Source organism: Streptomyces sp. NPDC007875, from assembly GCF_042868035.1.
In the GTDB taxonomy this organism is placed as follows: domain Bacteria; phylum Actinomycetota; class Actinomycetes; order Streptomycetales; family Streptomycetaceae; genus Streptomyces; species Streptomyces antimycoticus.
Window position 1 is genome coordinate 70,141 of the sequence record NZ_JBIADZ010000030.1, and the last position, 21,144, is coordinate 91,284.

Below are 21,144 nucleotides of genomic sequence, written 5' to 3' on the forward strand. Positions count from 1 at the left end.
TCGTTGGCGTCGTGGTCGCGCGGCTGGGTCAGGTGGGTTGCGTGTGCCGTGCGGGCTTGATGTGGGGCAGGATCTGCTCCCCGACGACGTCGAGATAGGTCGAGTCCGCGACGTCGGGGATGGTGAACAGGAAGTGGTCGATGCCGGCGTCCTGGTAGGCGCGGATGCGCTCGACACAGGCTTCCGGCGTCCCGGTGATCAGTCCGGTGTCGGGAATCGACTGGAAGCGGGTACGCAGCTCGTCCTGCTGTGCCGAGGAGTCGGTCGGTGCGAGCAGGGTGGTGATCGACAGGCGCAGGGTCGCCGGGTCGCGGCCGATCGCCTCGCACTCACGGTCCAGGAACGCGCGGCGCTCCGCGCACTTCTCGGCGGGCCACCATCGGACGTTGATGCCGTTGGCGTGCCGGGCGGCGATGCGGTGGACCCGCAGCCCCTCGCCGCCCACCCACAGGGGCGGATGCGGCTGCTGGAGCGGGGGCGGATCGCAGACCGCCCCGTCGATGCTGTAGAAGTCGCCGTGGAAGGTCGGGTGCGGGTCGGTCCACACCTGGCGCATCACCTGGAGCGACTCGCCGAGCGCGGTGACCCGGTCCCCGGTCGGGGGGAACGGGATGCCGTATGCCTCGTACTCCTGCTGGAACCAGCCCGCTCCCATGCCCAGGTCCAGTCGGCCGCCGGAGATGACATCGAGGGTGGCGGCCATCTTGGCGAGCACGGCGGGGTAGCGGTAGGAGTTGCACAGCACACTGGTGCCCAGGCGCACGGTGGTGGTGTCGCGGGACAGGGCCGACAGCGCGGTCCAGCATTCGAGCAGCGGGACCGACGACGAGCGGCTCTGCTGGGCGTCGCCGTCGCTCTCGGGTCCGGCGGTGATGCCCGCGTCCCGGACGTAGTCGTCGGGGCTGAGGGTCAGGAAGTGGTCGCACAGCCACACGGAGTCGAATCCATAGGACTCGGCCGCCTGCGCGGCGCGGACCATGTCGGGATAGTTGCCCACGGCGAGGCCGCGGATGGTCAGGGCCAGGATCAGCCCGATGTGCGGCTCGGGCTCGTGGGCGGGACCCGCGCCGGAGGGATCGTCGTCGTTCATGGACGTCGCCTTTCTGTCATGTCGGTCATGCCGACCGGGGCACCGGAGACGGTGCGGGGAAGCGTTACGGTGAATCCGTAGCGTTCCGGGCGGTAGTGGAAGATCACGACTTCCAGTGGACGGTCGTCGTGGCCGAAGCTGACCCGCTCCAGGACGAGCACGGGTGCGGACTCGTCGATCTCCAGCGCCGCGGCGACGTCCGGAGAAGCTGCGGCCGCGTGGATCTGGTGCCGGGCCTGCGCGATCCGCACCCCCAGGCGCTGCTCCCACATCGTGTACGTGGTCTCGGTGGCGGGTTCGCCGGAGCGCAGCGGCCCGGCCGCCTCCAGCACCCGCGTCGGGAGGTGGATCGTGACGAGCGCGACCGGCTTCTCCCCGTCCCCGTACCGGCGCCGGATCGTCAGTACCTCGGACTCCCCGAGGACCTGCGCGACGTGGGGCGCAGCGGATTCGACCCCGAAGCCCAGGACGTCGATGTGCGGTGTGACGCCCTGTTCGAGCAGGACCTCGGTGATGGTGCGCACGCCGGAGGACAGCTCTTGGTCCACCGGTTCGGAGACGAAGGTGCCCAGTCCTTGCTTGCGTACCACCCAGCCCTGCGACTCCAGTGCACCCACGGCGGCACGGACCGTGATGCGGCTCAGACCGGTCTCAGCCATCAGCTCCCGTTCCGTGGGCAGCCGCGTTCCCGGCGGCAGCTGCTGCTTGAGGATCAGTGCCTTGATCTGCTCCGCCAGCTGCGTCGTCGCCGATGTCCGGCCCCGTTCGATCCGGAATCCGGCGGCCGACAGGTCGAAGCGGGGCTCGTTGCCCATGTCAGATGTCATAAGTCGTATTGAACCCGGCAGCAGGCCCGGACGCGTAACAACTCCTTCGGGTGTCACGGTCGGCGGGGGCTCCGAACCCTTGACGCATGTCATAAGACGTTTTATAACGTCTTACATCTGGTGGGCGCAAGTAGCCCCCGCCGGGAATCAAAGGAGCCCCCGTGCCAGACCAGAACCACGTGACCGTGATCGCCCGCTTCACCCCGGCCTCAGACCGCGCTCCGCAGCTGCAGGCCCTGCTCGAAGGAATGATCGCCCCGACCCGATCCGAGCCGGGATGCCGCTCCTACGACCTCTACACCACCGAGACGGAAGCCTCGGACTTCGTCCTCCTGGAGCGCTACCAGGACTCCGCAGCCCTGGAGGCCCACCGCACGACGGCCCACTACAAGGCGTACCGCGCCCAGCTGTCCGACCTCCTCGCCAAACCGGTCGAGGTTTCCGTCCTCAGGCCGGTCAACGTCATCGGCTGACGACGGGCACGTCACGACGTCGCGCGACCGCTCAAAGGAGAGCACCATGTCCGACCTGCAAAACGACGTGTCGCCCCCCAGAACTCTCGGCCCGTCCCCAGCCGTGCGCCACATCGACAAAAGCAGCCGCCGTGCGCTGTTCGCGTCCTGGCTGGGATGGACCTTCGACGGGTTCGAGACCTACGCCCTCGTCCTCGTCGGCCCCACAGCCGTCATGGCGGTGGGCACCGAAGCACAGCTGGCAGACCTTCCCACCTACGTCAGCGGCCTGCTTGCGGCCACCCTCGCCGGCTGGGCGCTCGGCGGGATCCTCGCCGGCTTCGCGGCCGACCGACTCGGCCGACGCCGCACCCTCATCCTCTCCATCCTCTGGTACGCCCTCTTCACCGGTCTGACCGCACTCGCACCCGACTACTGGTGGCTGCTCACCCTGCGCTTCATCACCGGCATGGGACTGGGAGCGGAGTGGGGCAGTGCCACCGCCCTGATCGGCGAACTCTGGCCGGACCGTTCACGAGGACGAGCCGCCGCAGTACTTCAGTCGGGCTTCGGTGTCGGCGCTGTCTTCGCCGCGCTGGCCTGGTACCTGCTGGAGCCCGTGGGCGACAACGCCTGGCGCTACCTCTTCCTGATCGGCACGCTCCCGGCACTCATCGTCCTCTACGTACGGCGGGCCGTCCGCGACCCGGAGATGTGGACCTCGGTCCGCGACCGGCGGCGCAAGGCCAAAGCCGCCCAAGAAGCCGGCAACACCGTCGCAGCCGCAGACAGGGAACTCCTGCGCTCCCCCTTCACCGCCGTCTTCAGCCACGCCCACCTACGCCGTCGCGGGCTGCGGCTGCTCGTGCTGACTGTCGTGTCGGTCATCGGCCTGTACGCCGTGTCGGCCTGGATCCCCGCATACACCGCCCAACTCGCCAAGGACATCGGCGAGACGGGCACCCGATGGGGTGCCAACGCCGGCCTGGTGTTCAACGGCGCCTCCGTACCCGGCTACCTCCTGCTCGGTTACCTGGCCGACCGCTGGGGCCGAAAACCCACCATGCTCCTCTACTACTCCGTATCCGCGGCCGTCGTCCCGGTCTTCTTCTTCGCCGTCCACACCCCGCAGGCGGCACTGGCCGTGGCAGCCGTGGCCGGGTTCTTCATCCTGGGCCAGTTCGCCTGGATGCCCATCTACATGCCCGAGCTGTTCCCCACCTCGGGTCGCGCCACAGCGATCTCCGCGGTGTTCAACTCCGCGCGCATCGCAGGCGCGCTGGTCACCCTCGGCACCGGAATGCTCATCAGCCTGCTCGGCGGGATCACGGCCGCTGCCACGGTCGTCGGAGTGGTGATGTACGTCATCGCCATCGCCACCGTCTGGTTCGTCGGGCCGGAGACCAAGGGACAACCCCTCCCGCAGTGAGCCGCTTCCAGGTCCCCACCGGCCACGACCGCACAACGGCAGCCGGTGGGACCACCAGTGAACACCGCCTGGCCGGTCAGACCACCCGGCCCTACTCCGAGAACATCGGAGGGCTCCCGAAGGCTCCGCGCCCGTGATCCACAACGGCCGGCCCACCCGAGCCATACGGTCGGCTGGCGATCGAGCAGCAGACAAGCATGAACTTCCCGAGCTGGGTGTAGTCGCGCCAGGTGAAGCCTGGCACCCGACATGGAGTCTCGCTGCAGGTGGCACGCGACGCAGACCGTCTGCTTTCAGGACGACCAGGCGCATGCGGACCTGCTGCACCATGACCGGCGACAGACAAGAAGTGTCCGTCAAGGTTGCCCACCGCGGTCATGCGGGCGACAAACTCGACGGACGGCCTCAAGTCACCCGATGGCCGGTCAGAGCCCGGGGATCAGCAGTGTCTCGTGGCTTTGCAGGTGGGCCGCGCGCGATTCCAGTTCAGCTGGTCACGGCCCTCTCCGATGTCTGCGGCATGACACTCGACGAATCCGCCGAAAGCACCGGCAAAGCGGTCTGGTTCGAGTTCAACGTCCCGTCCACGTACGCGAAAAGCCCCGCATGAACCCCACCCCCGCCGAGCGGGCCGCCATCCTCCCCGACGAGTTCGCCGCCCAAGGCGTACGGCTCCCCGACATACGAGCCGACCTCAGCGACCCCCGCGACCCGCACCTGGGACTCGGCACCGTCCCCCTCGGCACCGGCTTCGCGCTGCTGCGCGTGCTCACGGACTATCAGCGCCTGCTGAAGGCCGAGCGGCGGAGGGAAAAGCCGTCACCGTGACGCCGTGCAGCGATGCGGCACCGCTGATCTCCGCGTTGATGGTGACCGTCTCCAGGTCGGGGAGGGCCGCGAGCGGGGACAGATCGATGGGGCGGTCGGCGCCATGGGGAAAGAGGATGTTCAGGTGACGAAGGCGGGGGAATGCCGAGGGCATCCAGGCGGTGTCCAGGAACTCGTGCAGAATATGCAGATCCAACCAGGTGATGCTGGGCGGGAAGTCGCGCTCCATGCTTGCGTGTCCGATCGTGACCTTCAGCCGCTCCAGTGCTGTGAGCTTCTCCAGGCCATAGGGCACGTCCACGCCTGACAGGCCCGATGTTTCGACGACCAAGGTGCGGAGGGGGAGGTCGGACAGGCCGGTGAGGAAGAGGCCCCCACCAAGACAGTCGGTCAGATAGAGCGTTTCGAGGTTCGCCAGGTGGCCGATCGCGGCGCCGAGGTCTTCCACCACGTGGTTACGGTTGAGCCGCAGCCCAGTCACCTCCTCACCATTGAGGCTGTCCCTGATCTCGTCGTCCGTGAAATTCCCGCGCAGGATCAGCCACGGACGCGGACCCGTATCCAGCAGTATGCGCAATTGCTCCATGGACTCGGCCACGAAATACAGGTCGTCCCGGTCCAGGCGGAGGATCACCTCGTTGAAGTATCGCTCGATGTCGTACCGGCCCCAGCTCGACGCCAGTTGCGCGCGCACCTCGACCGCGGGGTGGTCGGCGAATTGGGCCAGATATGGGATGGCCGCGTCCACCGGTATGCGTGAAGCCGCCACCACACAGCATTGCGCCACCTCGTCCGTCAGCCCCTCCGGCCCCGGAAGAAGTTCCAGCACCAAGGGGCCCACCGCGGCCAGCTCCCGTGCTTGCGGGATGGTCACAGGCGGGACGAACTCCATCGCGTTCTGCGTGACCTCGTTCCGTATCCCCGGGTCCAGATCTGGCGCGTGCTCCAGGCAGGCCATGGCCAGCAGGTGCAGACGGAGCGACGACCGCGCGTCCCACCGCGTCGCCTCCACCAGCAGCTTGCGCAGCAGCTCCGCCCGCTCGCGCGGTCGCCCATGCGCGACCGCCATGCGGATGACGTCCTCCCACTGCGCGTCATGCGCGTTGCGGATCAGCAGGCCGACGTCCCACGCCTCCACCGCCGCCTTCGCACCCAGGTAGTCCTGGAAGGTGCGGTGGACGAAGTCCACCGTGCTCACCGACGGCTCGCGCAACAGCCCGCTGCGCAGCAGCAGATGGCGCAGGATGGCCGGGGCGTCGCCCAGGGCCCGGGCGGCGGGGACGGAGGGGAGGGCCTCCTCGATGAGGTACTCCGCGCGGTCGCGGTCCAGTTCGGCCTCGCCGTTGCGGATCAGGTAGTAGGCGAGCCGCTGGAGGAGCTGGATCTGAGGCTCCTCGTCGAGCTGGACGTCACCCGGCGCGTAGATGTGGCGCTCGGTGTCGCGCCGCGTCAGCAGCATCGACAGCGCCGCGTCGTACAGAGCCTTGCGGCCCGGTGGCAGATAGCCGCGCCGGGCGCGGTGCAGGGCGCAGATCAGCCCGCACATCAGCGGGTTCGTGGCGAGGCGGCTCAGGTCCTGCTTGGTGCGGACGGCGGTGTGCAGGGCCGACTCGTAGTCGCCCAGCGCCGTCCGTTCCTCCTCCGTACGGCAGGTCTGGCGCGCCGCCTCATGCCAGCGGTCGATGAACGCCGCCATGTCCTCGCGGCTCATCGGGGACAGCGTGAACTCGGCGAAGTCCTGAGCCCCCAGCCAGTCGTCGGCCACGGCCGAGGGGCGGGAGGTGACCAGCCACAGATTGTCCGGGTAGGCGATGAGGAGATCGGCCAGCCAGGCTCGGGTGCGCTCGCGGTCGTGCTCGGGGATCTCGTCGATGCCGTCGATCAGCAGTAGCCCGCGGCCGGCGTTCAGGACGCGGTCGACCCAGCCGGGCGGCTGGGCGCCGTCCAGCGGGTTGTGGACCGAGGCCAGGAACGAGGCCGGAGAGGGCAGGGATTCTTGGCGGGCGATCGTACGCAGCGGAAGGACGAAGGGGACGCGGCCGATGAGCTGCTCCAGGCCGCGCAGCGACTCCTGCCGTGCGGTGCACACGGCGAGCCACTGGACGAGCGTGGTCTTGCCGGAGCCCGCGACCCCGCGCAGCAGCACCCGCTGATGGCCGGAGAGCGCCCGGTCGGCGGGAAGTACGGAGGGGAGAGCGGCGTGCTGCTCGGCAGCGGGTGGCCCACCGGACCCACCGGGCTCCCCGGCGAACGCGCCCAGCGGCCGCTCCTCGCCGGAGGAGGAGACCGCCTCCAGGCTGAGATACGCCGCGTCCAGCGGCCACGTGGCCTCCGCGTGGCTGAGGTCGATCCCCACGATGGTCAGCGTGGAGTGCTTGCGGATCATGTACTCGGCGTACCGGCGCTCAAAGCCCGCGTCCTGCGCGGTCTGGGACGGTATGCGCTCGATCAGGATGTCGATCTTGGTGATCAGCTCGCTGAGCCGGCCGCTCTGTTCGACGAGGGTGCGGGGGACGAAGGCCGAGCGCTGGGTGAAGAAGTGCAGGATATGCAGGCAGGCGGTGTCCAGCAGGCGCTCGTAGAGCAGCGTGCCGCCCTGGCTGAGACGCAGCGTGGCCCTTCCCCGGGTGCGGGTGGCGTGGGCCAGCTCGTAGGCCAGTCCCTGGTGGCCGAGCTGCACCGCCTGGACGTCGTTCATATCGAGGTCGCCGAGCGCGTACAGCGTGGTGGCCAGTTGCTCGGCGACCAGCTCGTCCTCGTCGGCGGGGCACGGACGCTCGCCGGGGCCGGCGTGCCGGGTGGCCTGGGCGACCAGTTCCGCGGCGAGCTTGTCGAGGTCCTTCTCGGTCAGGGTGCGCTTCTCGCCTCGGAACGAGACGAGGGAGGAAATGCGGACCGGCTGGTTGACCAGCCCGGCGCCCGGCCCCTCCTTGACGAACAGCTTCTTGACGAGCGGTGCGACGACGCTCGACGCCAGGCGCGCGCCGATGACTGCGGGATCCACGTCCCATTCCCCCCGGTAGTTGTGTGTCCCTGACCGGACAGCGTACAGCGGGGTAAGGACGTTGGTCCCGAATCGGACATCCGAAAGTCCCTGCGAAGGTGACTTCTCGCACAGGCCCTTCGGCGTCTACTACGGTAAATAGGGGATCTCGCAGGTCAGGGGCGTGATGGGGGTTTCCGGGAATTTCGTGCGGGAAACGCTTCACATAACTAATTCGCTACGTAGCCACTTAGTAGAAGAACGCCTTGGCCTATTCACGAGAACGGGATAACAAGAGGCGTCCGAAGACGCTTCTGGAGGTACTTCCCATGGCCCCGCGCGCCACAAACCGCCGTTTCTCGCTTACGTCCGTATCCAAGGGGCGCGCCACTGTGGTCGCCGTCGGCCTGGGCGCCTCGCTCGCGCTGGGCGCCGGAACGGCGTTCGCCGTGGGGGCGGGCGAGGCCCCCGCCGCCCCGTCCGTCAAGCAGGTCGCCGCGAAGGCCCCGGCGAAGAAGGCCCCGGCCAAGAAGGCCCCCGCGAAGGACTGGCAGACCCCGGTCGACAAGTTCTCGATAGGCGCCGCCTTCGGCCTGGCGGGCAACCTGTGGTCGCACAACCACAGCGGTCAGGACTTCGTCGTGCCGACCGGCACCCCGGTGCACGCGGCCCACGAGGGTGTCGTCGTCAAGGCGGGCCCGAACGGTGGCGGTGACGGCCCCGCGTACGGCAACGCGATCGTGATCAAGCACGACAACGCGACGTACTCGCAGTACGCCCACCTGTCCCGCATCGACGTGCGGATCGGCCAGACCGTGACCGAGGGCCAGCAGATCGGCCTGTCCGGCAGCACCGGCAACTCGACCGGCCCGCACCTGCACTTCGAGATCCGTACGACGCCGAACTACGGCACCGCCGTCGAGCCGCTCAAGTTCCTCCGCGACCACGGCGTCAAGGTCTGACCCAATTCATGCGCTTTGCGCGCGTATCAGCCATGCGTCGATGACGCATGAGCCTGCTTCACCAGATCGAGGGCGACCTCGAGGACAGCCTTGCGCTTGTCCTCGGCGTTGCCCTCGATCGCCTGCAGCGCGAACATCCGCGCATGCATGCTGAACAGGGCGGTGACGCTCCGGACCTGGTCGACCATGGGCGCCTCCGGGTCCCGGATCAGCGCGGACATCGCGAGCATCCGCTTCTTGAAGATCTGGCCGATGCTCAGCTCGCGCACCGTCGCCTGGTTCTCCTGCATGAAGCGCATCAGCGGCTCGGCGATGTCCAGGGACGCGCTGTAGCGGCGCAGCAGCTCCAGCTTGGTCTCCAGCGTGCGCGGCTGCTGCTCGCCCCAGACGATCAGCTCGTCGAGCGGCCGGCCCAGGTCCTGGAACAGGCTGAGGACGATGTCTTCCTTGGTCTTGAAGTGGTAGTAGAGCGCTGCCTTGGTGACCTCAAGGTGCTCGGCGATCTCGCGCAGTGACGTTTTCTCGTAACCCCGCTCCGCGAAGAGTTCCAGGGCCACGTCCTGGATGCGCTGACGGGTGTCTCCCCGCCGCGATGTGCTGCCCATGGTGCTCTCCTGTGCTGGTGGTCTGGCTGCCCTCGGCAGGCCGAACGTAACTTACTTGACGCCCGGCTAGTTGGCGCCTTACCGTCTCCACTGTACTGAACTAGCCGGGCGGCAAGTAAGTGGGCGTCAGGGCTCTCATCACCCAGGGGGAGACGGAGAACATGTTCCGGAAACCATCAGAAGACGAAGCGCCATCCGCTTCGACACCGGCTCAGCCCGCCCAGGAGGCCCAGATACCCAAGGAGCCCAAGGGCAAGGCCGAGCCGAAGCAGCGCAGCACCAGCGTGGTGATCTTCGCGCTGATGATCGCGATGCTGCTCGCGATGCTCGACAACATGATCGTGGGCACCGCGATGCCGACCATCGTCGGCGAGCTGGGGGGCCTCGACCACCTCTCCTGGGTGGTGACCGCGTACACCTTGGCCACCGCCGCCTCGACCCCCATCTGGGGCAAGCTCGGCGACATGTACGGCCGCAAGGGCGTCTTCCTCACCTCTATCGCGGTCTTCCTCGGCGGCTCGGCGCTGTCCGGCATGGCACAGAGCATGGGGGAGCTGATCGGCTTCCGGGCCATCCAGGGCCTGGGCGCGGGCGGCCTGATGGTCGGCGTGATGGCGATCATCGGTGACCTGGTGCCGCCCCGGGAGCGTGGCCGCTACCAGGGCATCATGGCCGGTGTGATGGCCGTGGCCATGATCGGTGGCCCGCTGGTCGGCGGTACCCTCACCGACCACCTCGGCTGGCGCTGGATCTTCTACATCAACCTTCCGCTCGGCGCCATCGCCCTCGCGGCGATCACCGCGGTGCTGCACCTGCCGAAGAAGCGCGCCGAGGGACGGATCGACTACACCGGTGCGGCCCTGCTGACCGTGGGCATCACCGCGCTCGTGCTGATCACCACCTGGGGCGGCAACGAGTACGCCTGGGGTTCGGCCCAGATTCTCGGGCTCGGGGCGCTCGGCGTCCTCTCGCTCGTCGCGTTCGTCTTCGTCGAGCAGCGGGTCGCCGAGCCCGTGCTGCCGCTGCACATCTTCCGTAACGCCAACTTCACGCTGGTCACCGCCATCGGCTTCCTCGTCGGCTTCGTGATGTTCGGCTCGACCACCTTCCTGCCGCTCTACCAGCAGACCGTCCAGGGCGCCACGGCCACCAACTCCGGGCTGCTGCTGCTTCCGATGCTGCTCGGCATGCTGGTCGTCTCGCTGGTCGCGGGCCGGGTCACCACCCAGACCGGCAAGTACAAGATCTTCCCGATCATCGGCGGTCTCCTGATCACCGTCGGGATGTTCCTGCTGTCCACGATGGACACCGAGACCACCCGCTTCAGCTCCGGCCTCTACATGGCGGTGCTCGGCATGGGCATGGGCTGCCTCATGCAGACGACCATGCTCGTGGCGCAGAACAGCGTCGAGATGAAGGACATGGGCGTCGGCAGCTCCTCCGCCACCCTCTTCCGCACCCTGGGCGGCTCCTTCGGTGTCGCCATCCTCGGCGCCCTGTTCACCAGCCAGGTGAACGACACCATGGCCGAGCGGGCCGGTGGGAAGGCGGCGGCCGTCACCTCCGGGAGCGCCCAGCTCGACCCGGCCAGCCTCAAGAAGCTGCCGCCGGGGATCCGGGACGCGTACACCCACGCGGTGGCCAGCGGTGCGCACCAGGTGTTCCTGTGGGGCGCGCTGATCAGCATCATCGGATTCCTCGCGGCGTGGTTCGTCAAGGAGGTCCCGCTGCGCGGGGGCGCCGCCAAGTCCGCCGACGGCGACGAGGCCACGGCCCAGGCGGCACCGGTCGCCGAGACCGTCTGATCGACGGCCTCTGTTCGACGGCCTCTGTTCGACGGCCTTTGAGCGACGGCCTCCCTGTCAGTGGGGCATGACAGCATCGGCCCCATGGTGACCTCGCCGGACGAGGCGCGGCTGGCGCATCTGCGCCGGCTGCGCCTCGCGAAGGACGTGATGGACCGCGACTGGGCCGAGCCGCTCGACCTGGACGCGGTCGCCGCGCATGCCGGCTATTCGCGCTATCACTTCATCCGTGCCTTCAAGGGCGCCTACGGATCCACGCCCGGCCAGTATCTGACCCGGCGCCGCATCGAGCGGGCCGAGGAGCTGCTGCGCTCGGCCAATCTCTCGGTCACCGAGATCTGCTCGCTCGTCGGCTTCAGCAGCCTCGGCACGTTCTCGACGAGCTTCAAGAAGCAGACCGGGCTCACCCCCAGCGCCTACCGGGACCAGTACGTCGGCCGGGCCGCGGCGGTCATACCGGGGTGTTACGCCATGTTGTGGTACGGCGGGCGCGACGCCCCCGCGATCCGCTCCGTGGCCGGTGGTGCCGTGGCCGGTGGCGCCGAGGACAGCAATTCTTGAGAAGCGGGCCGGACCCCCTGCTGCCTACGGTGGCGATGTCGCGACGACGCGCGATCCATCCCGATACCTCCGGAGGCAGCAATGATCAAGGGGATGTCCATCGTCACCGTCTGGGTCCTCGACCAGGACCGGGCCAAGGCGTTCTACACCGAGAAGCTGGGCCTCGAGGTCCGCACCGACATGAGCATCGGCGGGGACGGCGAGGGCGGCGGTATGCGCTGGCTGACGGTCGGAGCCAAGGACCAACCGGATGTGCAGCTCACCCTGATGGTGCCCAGCTCGCCGGGGCTCGACAAGGAGTCCGCCGAAGCCCTGAGGACGCTGGTCGCCAAGGGCGTGCTCGGCGCCGGGGTGTTCACCACCGATGACATCCACCGGGACTACGAGGCGCTCAAGGCCAAGGGCGTGGAGTTCGTCCAGGAGCCCCAGGAGCGTCCGTACGGCACCGAGGCGCTCTTCCGTGACGACTCCGGCAACTGGTTCTCGTTCACCCAGCCCCGCGAGGAGATGGACTTCAGCAAGCCCTGGGACGGCTGCGTCTCGGACTGAGCGCTCAGTCCGGCACCTCGATGATCGGGAAGCTGCCGGTGTTGGTGGGCGCGGACTCCGGCAGCCAGAGCACGGCGACCGCGCCCCGGCACTCGCCGTCCGTGCCGCCCGTTCCGTCCATCCCGTCCGTCCCGTCCAGCACCGGATCGGCGTTGCGGAACGTCAGCCGGGCGCCCAGCACCCGCGCCTGGCCCGCGGCTATCGTCAGCCCCAGGCCGTGCCCCGTGCCCGCGCGGTCCGTGCTGCCGGTGCGGAACCGGCTCGGCCCGTCCTTCAGCAGTTCCTCCGGGAAGCCGGGGCCGTGGTCGCGGACGCGCAGCACCCGTCCCTCGACGGTGACCTCGAAGGGCGGCTTGCCGTGCCGGGCGGCGTTGGCGAGCAGATTGCCCATGATCCGCTCCAGCCGCCGGGGGTCGGTGGAGACATGGGCGTCGCGCGCCACGTTGATCACCGCGTCGGGGGCCACCGCCCGGACCCGGCGGGCGATGAACTCGGCCACGGCTATCTCCTGGAGCTCCGCGCGCTCCGCGAAGCCGTCCAGCCGCGCGACCTCCAGCACGTCCTCGACCAGGGTGCGCATCGCCTGCGCCCGGTCCCGTACCAGCTCGGTGGGGCGGCCCGGCGGCAGCAGTTCGGCGGCCGTGAGCAGTCCGGTGACCGGGGTGCGCAGCTCGTGCGCGATATCGGCGGTGACCCGGCGCTCGGCCTCCAGCCGCTGCTGCAGCGCCTCGGCCATGCCGTCGACCGCCCGCGCCAGATCGTCGGTCTCATCGCGCACCCGGCCGCCGATCGCCTCGCGCACCCGGACCTCGGAGTCGCCCTCGGCCAGCTTGCGGGCGGCGGTGGCCGCCTTGCGCAGCCGCCGGGAGAGCTGATCGCCGATGAGCACGCCGAGTGCGATACCGCCCATCACCACCGCCACCGAGCCGATGAGCAACACCCGGTCGAGGTCGTTGAGGACGGCGAAGCGGTCCTGGAACTTGGTGTGGACGGACAGCACCTTGCCGTTCCGCAGCGGCACCGAGGCCCACACCTCGGGGGTGCCGGTGCCGGAGTCCTCCAGATAGGTGGCACGCTGGCCGCGCCACGCCTCTTTCTTCAGCTGCTCCGGCAGCTTGGGGTCATCCAGCTTGGCGCCGAAACCCAGCACCCGGGACTGCTCGTACCACCTCTGGGCGACCTTCACCCGCTCGTCCATCACGGTGCGGCTGTTGTCGAGCATCGAGACGCGGGCCGCGTTGTGGACGACGAGGCTCAGCACGACCGCGACGAGCGTGCTCACCGCCGCGATGGCGAGACTGACCTTCCACCGCAGGCCGCTGCGCAGCGCGAATCGCCCCAACGCCGGTCAGCCCTTGAGCTTGTAGCCGAAGCCGCGGACCGTCTCGATCCGGTCCTGGCCTATCTTGCCGCGCAGCCGCTGCACATGGACGTCCACGACCCGGGTGTCCCCGCCCCAGCCGTAGTCCCAGACCCGCTCCAGCAGCCGGTCACGGGAGAGCACGGTGCCGGGCGCGGCCGAGAACTCCAGCAGCAGCCGCATCTCGGTCGGGGTGAGCGCGACCTGCCGGCCGCCCTTGCGGACCTCCATGCCCTCGGGGTCGACCTCCAGATCGCCGAAGCACAGCACCCCGCCGTCGGGCTCCTCGGGGACGGGCTCCGCGCCCCGCCCACCGGGGCCGCTGGCATGGCCGAAGCGGCGCAGCACGGCCCGGATGCGGGCGACCAGCACGGCGCCGTCGAAGGGCTTGGTCACATAGTCGTCGGCGCCGGCTTCGAGACCGAGCACCACATCGATCGAGTCGGCGCGCGCGGAGAGCATGATCACGGGAACGGTGGACTCATCGCGGATCCGGCGGCACAGGCTGACCCCGTCCAGGCCCGGAACCATCACATCGAGCAGCGCGATATCGGGGCGGTCGGCGCGGAAGCACTCGAGACCGGTCAACCCGTCGGGTGCGGCCGTCACGAGAAAGCCATCGCGCTCCAGGGCGAGCTGCGTGGCTTCACGGATCACATCGTCGTCCTCGACGAAGAGCACATGGGTCTCGGCCACAGCCTCGGTTCAGCCTTCCGTTCCGTCGTCGGCGCTCATGGACGGCGCCGGGGTCGCCTCTTCCGTGGGCACATTCTTGCTGTAGTCGGTGTGCTTACGGGACAGCACGTCGAACGCCTTGTCCGCCTCGGTCCAGCGGTAGGTGATCACGGCCTCGCTCGAAGGGCAGCAGACCGAGTCCCCGGAGGCGTAGGAGAGCTTGGTCACCCGCAGCTCGTCCTTGGCGATGTCGGCGTAGACGGGCGGCTGCTCGTCGCTGAACACGTTCTCGTACCGGTCGCCCGCCTTGCGGTACACATACGAGCCGATACCGAAGCCATCGCCGCAGGTCATCACGTTGATCACCAGGTCGGAGGCGCTGGAGCCGGTCAGCTTGCCGTACGTCACGTCCACCGGGTAGCCCTTGATCGGCTGCTTGCCCTCGGGCTCCTTGCCCTTGGGGCAGGGCTTGAGGCTCGCCTTCAGATCGTCACTGACCTGCGGATCCGTCTTGACCAGCTTGATCGCGTCGACCTTCAGCCCGGCCGGTGACGGCCGTCCCGAGGCGTGGCCCCCTGCGTACGAGCCCGAGTCCGCGGCGGCCGAGGCCCACTCGGTGCGCGCCGGTCCCTCCTTGCGCACACCCTCGCTCGCGGCGCCGCATCCGGCCAGCATCCAGCCGCCGGCAGCCGCGAGGCCCACGACCGCACCGCCGGTGATCACGGCTGTCCTGCTGGGAGAGGCCCTGGTCAGGCCGCGCACCGGTCCTGCCCCCGCTCCTGGCGGCCGCGCCGGACCCGACCCGTGTGCTGCCGGACGCTCCCGGCCCGCTTGCCTTCCTCGTCCCGACGGCCGAGCGCGCGGGCGTCCAGATCGCGGCTCTCCAGCTCCTGCCGCAGCCGGGCCAGCGCCCGGTGCAGCGTGCTCTTGACCGTTCCGGTCGACATTCCGAGCGCCTCCGCGGTCTCTTCCGTCGTCATCTGCTCCCAGTGTCGCAGGACCACGACACTGCGCTGCTTGGGAGCCAGCACCGAGAGGATGTCCATCAGCAGGGCGCGGTCCGCGTGCTGCTCGGTGCCGTCCTCGACACTCGCCTCGGGAAGCTGCTCGGTGGGCACCTCGTCCAGCTTGCGGGCGCGCCACCACTCGGTACGGGTGTTGATCATCACGCGCCGGAGATAGGCATCGGCGAGCGATTTGTCGGCTATGCCGTCCCAGCGGCCGTAAGTGCGCACCAAGGCGGTCTGGAGCAGATCCTGTGCCTCGACCGGGTCCGGAATCAGCCGACGGGCGCTGCGCAGCAACGCGTCCTGCCGATTCCGCACGTACTCCTCAAAGTCCAGAACATTGCTGCCCATGATGCAGCCTCCATCCCGCTGTTTCCCCGCCGTTGATGTGCCGCCCTGTCGGTCGGCGCGAGAAGGACGCTACGGAGGCGCTGTTGCGGCGCCATGCGCATCCGGGCCTCGGCGAATGCACAGCTACCCATAGGTTGTGTAACAACGGAACCCGGTTCGACCGAGTGTCAGAACCGGGTCCTGGGCGTGTCACAGGTCTGTCACAGACAGGGCCGTGACGAGGAAATTTCTCAGGTCAGGGGCAGTCGGTAGAGGCCGCCCGAGAGCGGTTCCACCAGCCCGTCGGAGACCAGGCCGTCGAGCGCGCGGGCCCGCTGCACCGGCTCGTCCCACACCTGGTCCAGCGTCGCCTGCGGTACGGGTGTCACCGTCCCCCGCAACACCGCGAGCAGCTTGCCGCGCACCTGGCGGTCCGTACCGGCGTAGGTCTGGCCGCGCCGCGGCGGTCCGTCGTGCTCCGGAGAACCGGCCTGGCGCCAGGCGCAGAGCGCGGCGATCGGGCAGCGGGCGCAGTCGGGGGTGCGGGCCGTGCAGACCAGCGCGCCCAGCTCCATCGTGGCGGCCGCCCAGCGGGCCGCGGTCGGCTCGTCGTCGGGGAGCAGGGTGCGGGCCAGCTTGCGCTCGGCGGCGGTGGTGGCGTTCGGCGGGTACTGCGCACCGCCGACCGCGCGCGCGAACACCCGGCGGACATTGGTGTCCAGGACCGGATGGCGCTGGCCGTAGGCGAACGAGGCCACGGCCGCCGCCGTGTACTCACCCACCCCCGGCAGCGCCAGCAACTGGGCGTGGTCGCGCGGTACGTCACCGCCGTGCCGCTCCCTTATGGCGGCCGCGGCGCCGTGCAGCCGCAGCGCCCGGCGCGGATAGCCGAGCCGGCCCCAGGCGCGGACCGCCTCACCGGGCGGTTCGGCGGCCAGGTCGGCCGGGCGCGGCCAGCGGGCGAGCCACTGCTCGTACACCGGCAGCACCCGGTTCACCGGGGTCTGCTGGAGCATGAACTCGCTCACCATCACTCCCCAGGCACCGGCCTCGGGGCGACGCCAGGGGAGGTCGCGCGCGTGCGCGTCGAACCAGTCGATGACGGGCCGGTGCAGGACGGCTCCGTCGGGGTCGGGGGATGCGGCGGCCGGGACGGCGGAAGCGGAAATGGCAGTCATCGCTCTCGATCCTGGCACGACGGGACGGTTTGCGGGCGCGCTGGGCGCGGGCGTTCGGGTCGAGCCGCGCCAGTCGTTGCCAAATCGTGCAATACGGGCGTCCGTGCGGGAACGGATGGCCGCTTACCGCGCCCGGGTGCGGTCTTTCCGCCCCCTCAGGGTGGCCGCGGGGCGATTCAGGGGCGTCTGAGGGGCGTCTTGGGGCGACTCGTGGTGGCCTGGTGGCGGACTTATGGCGGTCTCATGTGCGGGATCCGGTCGGATCATGAGAAAAGAAGGGAACGGGGCGGGGGTTATTGGCCGGTAGAGCTCCCGATCTCTCGTAGAGTTTCCACGTGGGATCTCTGCGCAATCCGATCGGGCCGCTTCCCTCCTCCATTTACTGGCGGCGGAGGATCGTTGCGCTGGCCCTGCTCGTCGTCATCGTGCTTCTGGTCATCTGGGCCTTCGGCTGGGGTGGTTCGGGCGGTGGCGGAAGTGACGAGGGCAAGGGATCGGGCGGCGGGGGACCCGCGAGCACGATCACCCCGGGGCCCTCCTCATCCGGGCCGGTGAACAGCGAACGGCCGGGCGGGCGCGATGAGTCGGACAACGGCGGCTCGGGCTCCGGCGACTCCGGCGGCAGCGGGGGCGGCTCGGACGACGGCGGTACCGGCGGCGCGAGCGACGGTGGCGCGGGCGGCGGCGGCTCCGGCGGCTCCTCGGGTGGTGGCGCGGGTGGCGGTGGCATCGGCACCGGGACCGGACAGGGTCTGCCCGCCGGGTCGAGCCTGCCGGACTGCCGCCCCGGCGATGCGGAGTTGACGGTGCGCAGCGTCAAGGACTCCAAGGTCAAGAACACCTGGGCGCCGGGGGAGAAGCCCACCTTCGAGATCGTCGTGAAGAACACCAAGTCGAGCTCCTGCAAGGTCGACTTCGGCCGCTCGGCGGCCTCGCTGACCATCACGGACGCCAAGAACGCCCACGTCTGGGCCTCCGGCGACTGCCCGGAGGGCAGTGCCAGCGCGCTGGTCGAGGTAAAGGGCTCCGGCGAGACCAAGCGCACCGTGGAGTGGGACCGCAAGCGCAGCGCCGAGCACTGCGCCACCCCGTCGGGCAGCGCGTCGGCCAAGCCCGGCACGTATCTGGTCGAGGTGAAGGTGGACGGCCTCGGCACGGCCAAGGTGTCGTTCGTCCTCGAGAAGGACTGACCAGCGCAAGGGCTGACCAGCGGCTTTTAGGGGCGCCGTTACGCGGGCGGCGCCCCGCCCACCGGCTATACCGCGGCTACGGGGCGTCCGCCGCGTGGTGGGGCTCCGCCCCAGACCCCGGACCGGGGCTCCGCCCCTTTCCGCGGCATCGGTATGCGGCTCCGCGCGGTCCAGGGGCGAAGCCCCAGGGCCGCGGGGGTCGACGAGCCGACCGTCGCCGCCGTGAACACCTGCGCCGGCGGGCTGATCGCGGTCAGCCCGCCGGCGCGGCGCATGACCGGGCGGACGCTCGCGCACATCCGGGCCGTCTGGCCGGGGTCCGGGGTGGAACCCCACCACGCTGCGGAGCCGTACATCGATGCTGTGGGAAGGGGCGGGGAGCAGTCCGCTGCAGGCGCCAAGACCCGCCCGACACCCCGCAGACGTACGGCGGCTCAGGGCGGGCTAGACGTACCGCTCCAGGATGGACGACTCGGCCAGCCGTGACAGGCCCTCGCGGACCGAGCGCGCCCGGGCCTCGCCCACACCGTCGACCATCTGCAGATCGTCCACGCTTGCCGCCAACAGCTTCTGCAGGCCCCCGAAATGCTCCACCAGCCGCTCGATGATGGCGCCCGGAAGCCGCGGCACCTTCGCCAGCAGCCGGAAACCGCGTGGCGAGACCGCCGAGTCGAGGGTCTCGGGCGAGCCGGTGTACCCCAGTGCCCGGGCCACGATGGGCAGTTCGAGCAGCTCGGCGTGGGTCAGCCGGTCCAGCTCGGTGAGCGCGTCGGCCACCGTACGGGTGCGCTTGGCGGTCGGCTCGGGGACGTAGTCGCGCACCACCAGCTCACGCTCCGGCTCCACGCCCGCGATCAGCTCGTCCAGCTGGAGGGAGAGCAGCCGGCCGTCGGTACCCAGCTCGACCACGTACTCCGCGATCTCGGTGGCGATGCGCCGGACCATCTCCAGCCGCTGGGCGACCGCGCTCACATCCCGGACGGTGACCAGGTCCTCGATCTCCAGGGCCGAGAGCGTGCCCGCGACCTCGTCGAGGCGGAGCTTGTACCGCTCCAGGGTGGCCAGCGCCTGGTTGGCGCGGGAGAGGATCGCCGCCGAGTCCTCCAGGACCCGCCGCTGGCCGTCCACATACAGCGCGATCAGCCGCATCGACTGGCTGACGGAGACCACCGGGAATCCGGTCTGGATGGAAACCCGCTGCGCGGTGCGGTGCCGGGTGCCGGTCTCCTCGGTGGCGATCGCCGCGTCCGGAACCAGCTGCACCCCCGCCCGCACGATCTTGGTGATGTCCTTGTCGAGGACCAGCGCGCCGTCCAGCTTGCACAGCTCGCGCAGCCGGGTCGCGGTGAACTCGACGTCGATCACGAAGCCGCCGGTGCACAGCGACTCGACGGTCTTGTCGGTACCGAGCACGATCAGCCCGCCGGTGTTTCCCCGGAGGACGCGCTCGAGGCCGTCGCGCAACGCCGTGCCGGGCGCGACCGCGCTCAGGGAGGCACGCATCAGACCGTCGGCCTTGCCGGGTGCCGTTGCCCGGTCGCCTGCTGCCACTGCACTCCTCCGTCGCAAGGTCTGTCGGTGCCGCGAGTCGCCCTGCCATGCCGGTGTGCGAGGCCACGTATGGGCGAGACCAGGGCAAAGTCTACCGGCGGCCACCGGCCTCCCGTGGGGTCTCCCGGCGTACGCCCGTAGGTGTGAAACGGAGCGCGGCTCCCCCTGTGCCGCGCACCACCCGGCCCACCGCCCCCTTGCGTACGCCCTCACCAGCACACACCGCAGCCCACGGCCTGTCACCTCAGCCGCGCTCCTCCGCCTCCGCCCGCGCCTTTTCGCCCCGCTCCCGCCGCCGCGGCAGCATCCGCAGCGCGTCCCCGATGTCGGCGACCTCCAGCACCCGCATTCCGTCCGGAATCCGGCCCGGGTCGCTCGGCACCAGGGCGTGGGTGAAGCCGAGCCGGGACGCCTCCGCCAGCCGCCGCTGCACTCCGGTGGCCCGCCGGACCTCGCCCGCGAGACCCACCTCGCCGATCGCCACCAGGTTCTTGGGCAGCGGGGTGTCACTGGCGGCGCTGGCCAGCGCGAGCGCCACCGCGAGGTCGGCGGCGGGCTCGGACAGCTTCACCCCGCCCACCGTGGCGCTGTAGATGTCCCGCTTGCCCAGCGCGCTGATCCGGCCGCGCTGCTCCAGAACGGCCAGCATCATCGAGACCCGGGAGGTCTCCAGACCGGAGGTGGTGCGGCGCGGGGAGGGGATCTGGGAGTCGACCGTGAGCGCCTGCACCTCGGCCACCAGCGGCCGGCGGCCCTCCAGGGTGACCGTCAGACAGGTGCCCGGCACCGGTTCGTCGCGGCGGGTGAGGAACAGCCCCGAGGGGTCGGCGAGCCCGGTGATGCCCTCGTCGTGCAGTTCGAAGCAGCCGACCTCGTCCGTCGCCCCGTAACGGTTCTTCACGCCGCGGACCAGCCGCAACCGGGCGTGCCGGTCGCCCTCGAACTGCAGGACGACATCGACCAGATGCTCCAGCAGCCGGGGCCCGGCGATGGCGCCGTCCTTGGTGACATGGCCCACCAACAGCGTGGACATGCCGCGCTCCTTGGAGGCGCGGATGAGCGCCCCGGCCACCTCGCGCACCTGCGCCATCCCGCCCGGCGCGCCGTCGATCTCGGGCGAGGCGACGGTCTGCACCGAGTCCAGGACGAGCAGCGAGGGCTTGACCGAGTCGAGATGGCCGAGGACCGCGGAGAGGTCGGTCTCGGCGGCGAGATAGAGATGCTCGCTCAGCGCGCCGATGCGGTCGGCGCGCAGCCGCACCTGACTCGCCGACTCCTCACCGGTGATGTAGAGCGTGCGGTGCTCCTCGGAGGCGGCCTTGGCCGCCACGTCCAGCAGCAGCGTGGACTTGCCGACCCCGGGCTCCCCGGCGAGCAGCACGACCGCGCCGGGGACCAGCCCGCCGCCGAGCACCCGGTCCAGCTCGTCCACGCCCGTGCCCCGCGCGGTGGCCTGACGGCCGTCGACCTGACCGATGGGCAGGGCGGCCGAGGTGACCCGGCCGGGCGCGGTGGTGCGCACCGCGGGCGTGCCGTACTCCTCGACCGTGCCCCATGCCTGGCACTCCGGGCAGCGGCCGAGCCACTTGGCGGTGGTCCAGCCGCACTCCGTACAGCGGTAGGAGGGGCGGTCCTTGGCGGATGAGCGGGAGGAGCTACGGGCAGCCATGCCGTAACGCTAGCGTCGGCCACCGACAAAGCCGAACGGCGGCGGTGGCGGCTCCTTCGCGGGCCCCGGCACGGCCCCCGCACCGGCCTCGCC

19 protein-coding genes are annotated in these 21,144 nt (G+C 70.0%); 8 read left to right on the plus strand and 11 right to left on the minus strand.

Going from position 1 to position 21,144, the window contains the following annotated elements; all coding sequences use genetic code 11:
• Nucleotides 1-28 precede the first annotated feature (28 nt).
• Entirely contained in the window at nt 29-1,090 is a 1,062-nt protein-coding gene (locus ACFYOY_RS40170) for a TIGR03619 family F420-dependent LLM class oxidoreductase (RefSeq protein ID WP_351901052.1), read from the minus strand.
• A complete protein-coding gene (locus ACFYOY_RS40175) occupies nt 1,087-1,905 on the minus strand; it encodes a GntR family transcriptional regulator (protein WP_351901050.1) in 819 nt (272 codons plus the stop codon). The genes ACFYOY_RS40170 and ACFYOY_RS40175 overlap by 4 nt, the downstream gene beginning before the upstream one ends.
• 173 nt (nt 1,906-2,078) lie before the next feature.
• Here ACFYOY_RS40175 and ACFYOY_RS40180 point away from each other — a divergent pair, with 173 nt between their 5' ends.
• The 3 genes from ACFYOY_RS40180 to ACFYOY_RS40190 all read left to right on the plus strand — a co-directional run bounded on the left by ACFYOY_RS40180 (nt 2,079) and on the right by ACFYOY_RS40190 (nt 4,626).
• A complete protein-coding gene (locus ACFYOY_RS40180) occupies nt 2,079-2,390 on the plus strand; it encodes a putative quinol monooxygenase (RefSeq protein WP_161560999.1) in 312 nt (103 codons plus the stop codon).
• Between the two features lie 46 nt (nt 2,391-2,436).
• Complete coding sequence (locus ACFYOY_RS40185) at nt 2,437-3,798, plus strand: MFS transporter (RefSeq protein ID WP_351901046.1); 1,362 nt, start codon at nt 2,437-2,439, stop codon at nt 3,796-3,798.
• Nucleotides 3,799-4,404: 606 nt separating this feature from the next.
• Entirely contained in the window at nt 4,405-4,626 is a 222-nt protein-coding gene (locus ACFYOY_RS40190) for a hypothetical protein (RefSeq protein ID WP_351901044.1), read from the plus strand.
• On the opposite strand, the gene ACFYOY_RS40195 is transcribed toward ACFYOY_RS40190, so the two are convergent.
• Nucleotides 4,568-7,630 carry an NACHT domain-containing protein gene (locus ACFYOY_RS40195; RefSeq protein ID WP_388592632.1) on the minus strand — a complete coding sequence of 1,021 codons (3,063 nt, stop codon included), beginning with the start codon at nt 7,628-7,630 and terminating at the stop codon, nt 4,568-4,570. The genes ACFYOY_RS40190 and ACFYOY_RS40195 overlap by 59 nt on opposite strands.
• A gap of 308 nt (nt 7,631-7,938) precedes the next feature.
• Here ACFYOY_RS40195 and ACFYOY_RS40200 point away from each other — a divergent pair, with 308 nt between their 5' ends.
• On the plus strand, nt 7,939-8,571 hold the full coding sequence (locus ACFYOY_RS40200; protein ID WP_351901040.1) for a M23 family metallopeptidase: 633 nt from the start codon (nt 7,939-7,941) through the stop codon (nt 8,569-8,571).
• 26 nt (nt 8,572-8,597) lie between these two features.
• On the opposite strand, the gene ACFYOY_RS40205 is transcribed toward ACFYOY_RS40200, so the two are convergent.
• Entirely contained in the window at nt 8,598-9,176 is a 579-nt protein-coding gene (locus ACFYOY_RS40205; RefSeq protein WP_351901038.1) for a helix-turn-helix domain-containing protein, read from the minus strand.
• Nucleotides 9,177-9,337: 161 nt separating this feature from the next.
• Between ACFYOY_RS40205 and ACFYOY_RS40210 the strand changes: the two genes are divergently transcribed.
• The 3 genes from ACFYOY_RS40210 (at nt 9,338) to ACFYOY_RS40220 (ending at nt 12,091) form a co-directional block, all read left to right on the plus strand.
• A complete protein-coding gene (locus ACFYOY_RS40210; protein ID WP_388592636.1) occupies nt 9,338-10,981 on the plus strand; it encodes an MDR family MFS transporter in 1,644 nt (547 codons plus the stop codon).
• An 84-nt stretch (nt 10,982-11,065) separates the two neighbouring features.
• Complete coding sequence (locus ACFYOY_RS40215) at nt 11,066-11,542, plus strand: helix-turn-helix domain-containing protein (RefSeq protein ID WP_388592639.1); 477 nt, start codon at nt 11,066-11,068, stop codon at nt 11,540-11,542.
• Between the two features lie 81 nt (nt 11,543-11,623).
• A complete protein-coding gene (locus tag ACFYOY_RS40220; protein ID WP_351901034.1) occupies nt 11,624-12,091 on the plus strand; it encodes a VOC family protein in 468 nt (155 codons plus the stop codon).
• Between the two features lie 4 nt (nt 12,092-12,095).
• On the opposite strand, the gene cseC is transcribed toward ACFYOY_RS40220, so the two are convergent.
• The 5 genes from cseC to ACFYOY_RS40245 form a co-directional block, all read right to left on the minus strand.
• Nucleotides 12,096-13,433: a two-component system sensor histidine kinase CseC gene (cseC, locus tag ACFYOY_RS40225; RefSeq protein WP_388592642.1), complete on the minus strand. Its 1,338-nt coding sequence runs from the start codon at nt 13,431-13,433 to the stop codon at nt 12,096-12,098.
• Between the two features lie 6 nt (nt 13,434-13,439).
• Nucleotides 13,440-14,147, minus strand: coding sequence for a two-component system response regulator CseB (gene cseB, locus ACFYOY_RS40230; protein ID WP_351901030.1), 708 nt, complete (start codon nt 14,145-14,147; stop codon nt 13,440-13,442).
• A 9-nt stretch (nt 14,148-14,156) separates the two neighbouring features.
• Nucleotides 14,157-14,849: a hypothetical protein gene (locus tag ACFYOY_RS40235; protein WP_351901028.1), complete on the minus strand. Its 693-nt coding sequence runs from the start codon at nt 14,847-14,849 to the stop codon at nt 14,157-14,159.
• A 26-nt stretch (nt 14,850-14,875) separates the two neighbouring features.
• Nucleotides 14,876-15,484, minus strand: coding sequence for a SigE family RNA polymerase sigma factor (locus tag ACFYOY_RS40240; protein WP_351901026.1), 609 nt, complete (start codon nt 15,482-15,484; stop codon nt 14,876-14,878).
• A gap of 230 nt (nt 15,485-15,714) precedes the next feature.
• Nucleotides 15,715-16,641, minus strand: a complete 927-nt coding sequence (locus ACFYOY_RS40245) for an A/G-specific adenine glycosylase (protein ID WP_093463662.1) — start codon at nt 16,639-16,641, stop codon at nt 15,715-15,717.
• A 335-nt stretch (nt 16,642-16,976) separates the two neighbouring features.
• Between ACFYOY_RS40245 and ACFYOY_RS40250 the strand changes: the two genes are divergently transcribed.
• Nucleotides 16,977-17,831 carry a hypothetical protein gene (locus ACFYOY_RS40250; protein ID WP_388592647.1) on the plus strand — a complete coding sequence of 285 codons (855 nt, stop codon included), beginning with the start codon at nt 16,977-16,979 and terminating at the stop codon, nt 17,829-17,831.
• Between the two features lie 444 nt (nt 17,832-18,275).
• Here the strand turns inward: ACFYOY_RS40250 and disA are convergent, their stop codons facing one another.
• Entirely contained in the window at nt 18,276-19,334 is a 1,059-nt protein-coding gene (disA, locus tag ACFYOY_RS40255) for a DNA integrity scanning diadenylate cyclase DisA (protein WP_351901154.1), read from the minus strand.
• Nucleotides 19,335-19,626: 292 nt separating this feature from the next.
• The gene (gene radA, locus ACFYOY_RS40260; protein ID WP_388592650.1) at nt 19,627-21,051 is read right to left on the minus strand and encodes a DNA repair protein RadA; all 1,425 of its coding nucleotides are present in this window, start codon (nt 21,049-21,051) and stop codon (nt 19,627-19,629) included.
• Between the last annotated feature and the right edge of the window lie 93 nt (nt 21,052-21,144).

Bases quoted from the DNA above. Each gene is read 5' to 3' on its own strand.
- ACFYOY_RS40240 (WP_351901026.1), bottom strand. From the start codon at position 15,484: ATGGGCAGCAATGTTCTGGACTTTGAGGAGTACGTGCGGAATCGGCAG.
- radA (WP_388592650.1), bottom strand. From the start codon at position 21,051: ATGGCTGCCCGTAGCTCCTCCCGCTCATCCGCCAAGGACCGCCCCTCC.
- ACFYOY_RS40220 (WP_351901034.1), top strand. From the start codon at position 11,624: ATGATCAAGGGGATGTCCATCGTCACCGTCTGGGTCCTCGACCAGGAC.
- ACFYOY_RS40245 (WP_093463662.1), bottom strand. From the start codon at position 16,641: ATGACTGCCATTTCCGCTTCCGCCGTCCCGGCCGCCGCATCCCCCGAC.
- ACFYOY_RS40190 (WP_351901044.1), top strand. From the start codon at position 4,405: ATGAACCCCACCCCCGCCGAGCGGGCCGCCATCCTCCCCGACGAGTTC.
- ACFYOY_RS40175 (WP_351901050.1), bottom strand. From the start codon at position 1,905: ATGGGCAACGAGCCCCGCTTCGACCTGTCGGCCGCCGGATTCCGGATC.
- ACFYOY_RS40210 (WP_388592636.1), top strand. From the start codon at position 9,338: ATGTTCCGGAAACCATCAGAAGACGAAGCGCCATCCGCTTCGACACCG.
- ACFYOY_RS40205 (WP_351901038.1), bottom strand. From the start codon at position 9,176: ATGGGCAGCACATCGCGGCGGGGAGACACCCGTCAGCGCATCCAGGAC.
- ACFYOY_RS40185 (WP_351901046.1), top strand. From the start codon at position 2,437: ATGTCCGACCTGCAAAACGACGTGTCGCCCCCCAGAACTCTCGGCCCG.
- ACFYOY_RS40200 (WP_351901040.1), top strand. From the start codon at position 7,939: ATGGCCCCGCGCGCCACAAACCGCCGTTTCTCGCTTACGTCCGTATCC.
- ACFYOY_RS40170 (WP_351901052.1), bottom strand. From the start codon at position 1,090: ATGAACGACGACGATCCCTCCGGCGCGGGTCCCGCCCACGAGCCCGAG.
- disA (WP_351901154.1), bottom strand. From the start codon at position 19,334: ATGCGTGCCTCCCTGAGCGCGGTCGCGCCCGGCACGGCGTTGCGCGAC.
- ACFYOY_RS40215 (WP_388592639.1), top strand. From the start codon at position 11,066: ATGGTGACCTCGCCGGACGAGGCGCGGCTGGCGCATCTGCGCCGGCTG.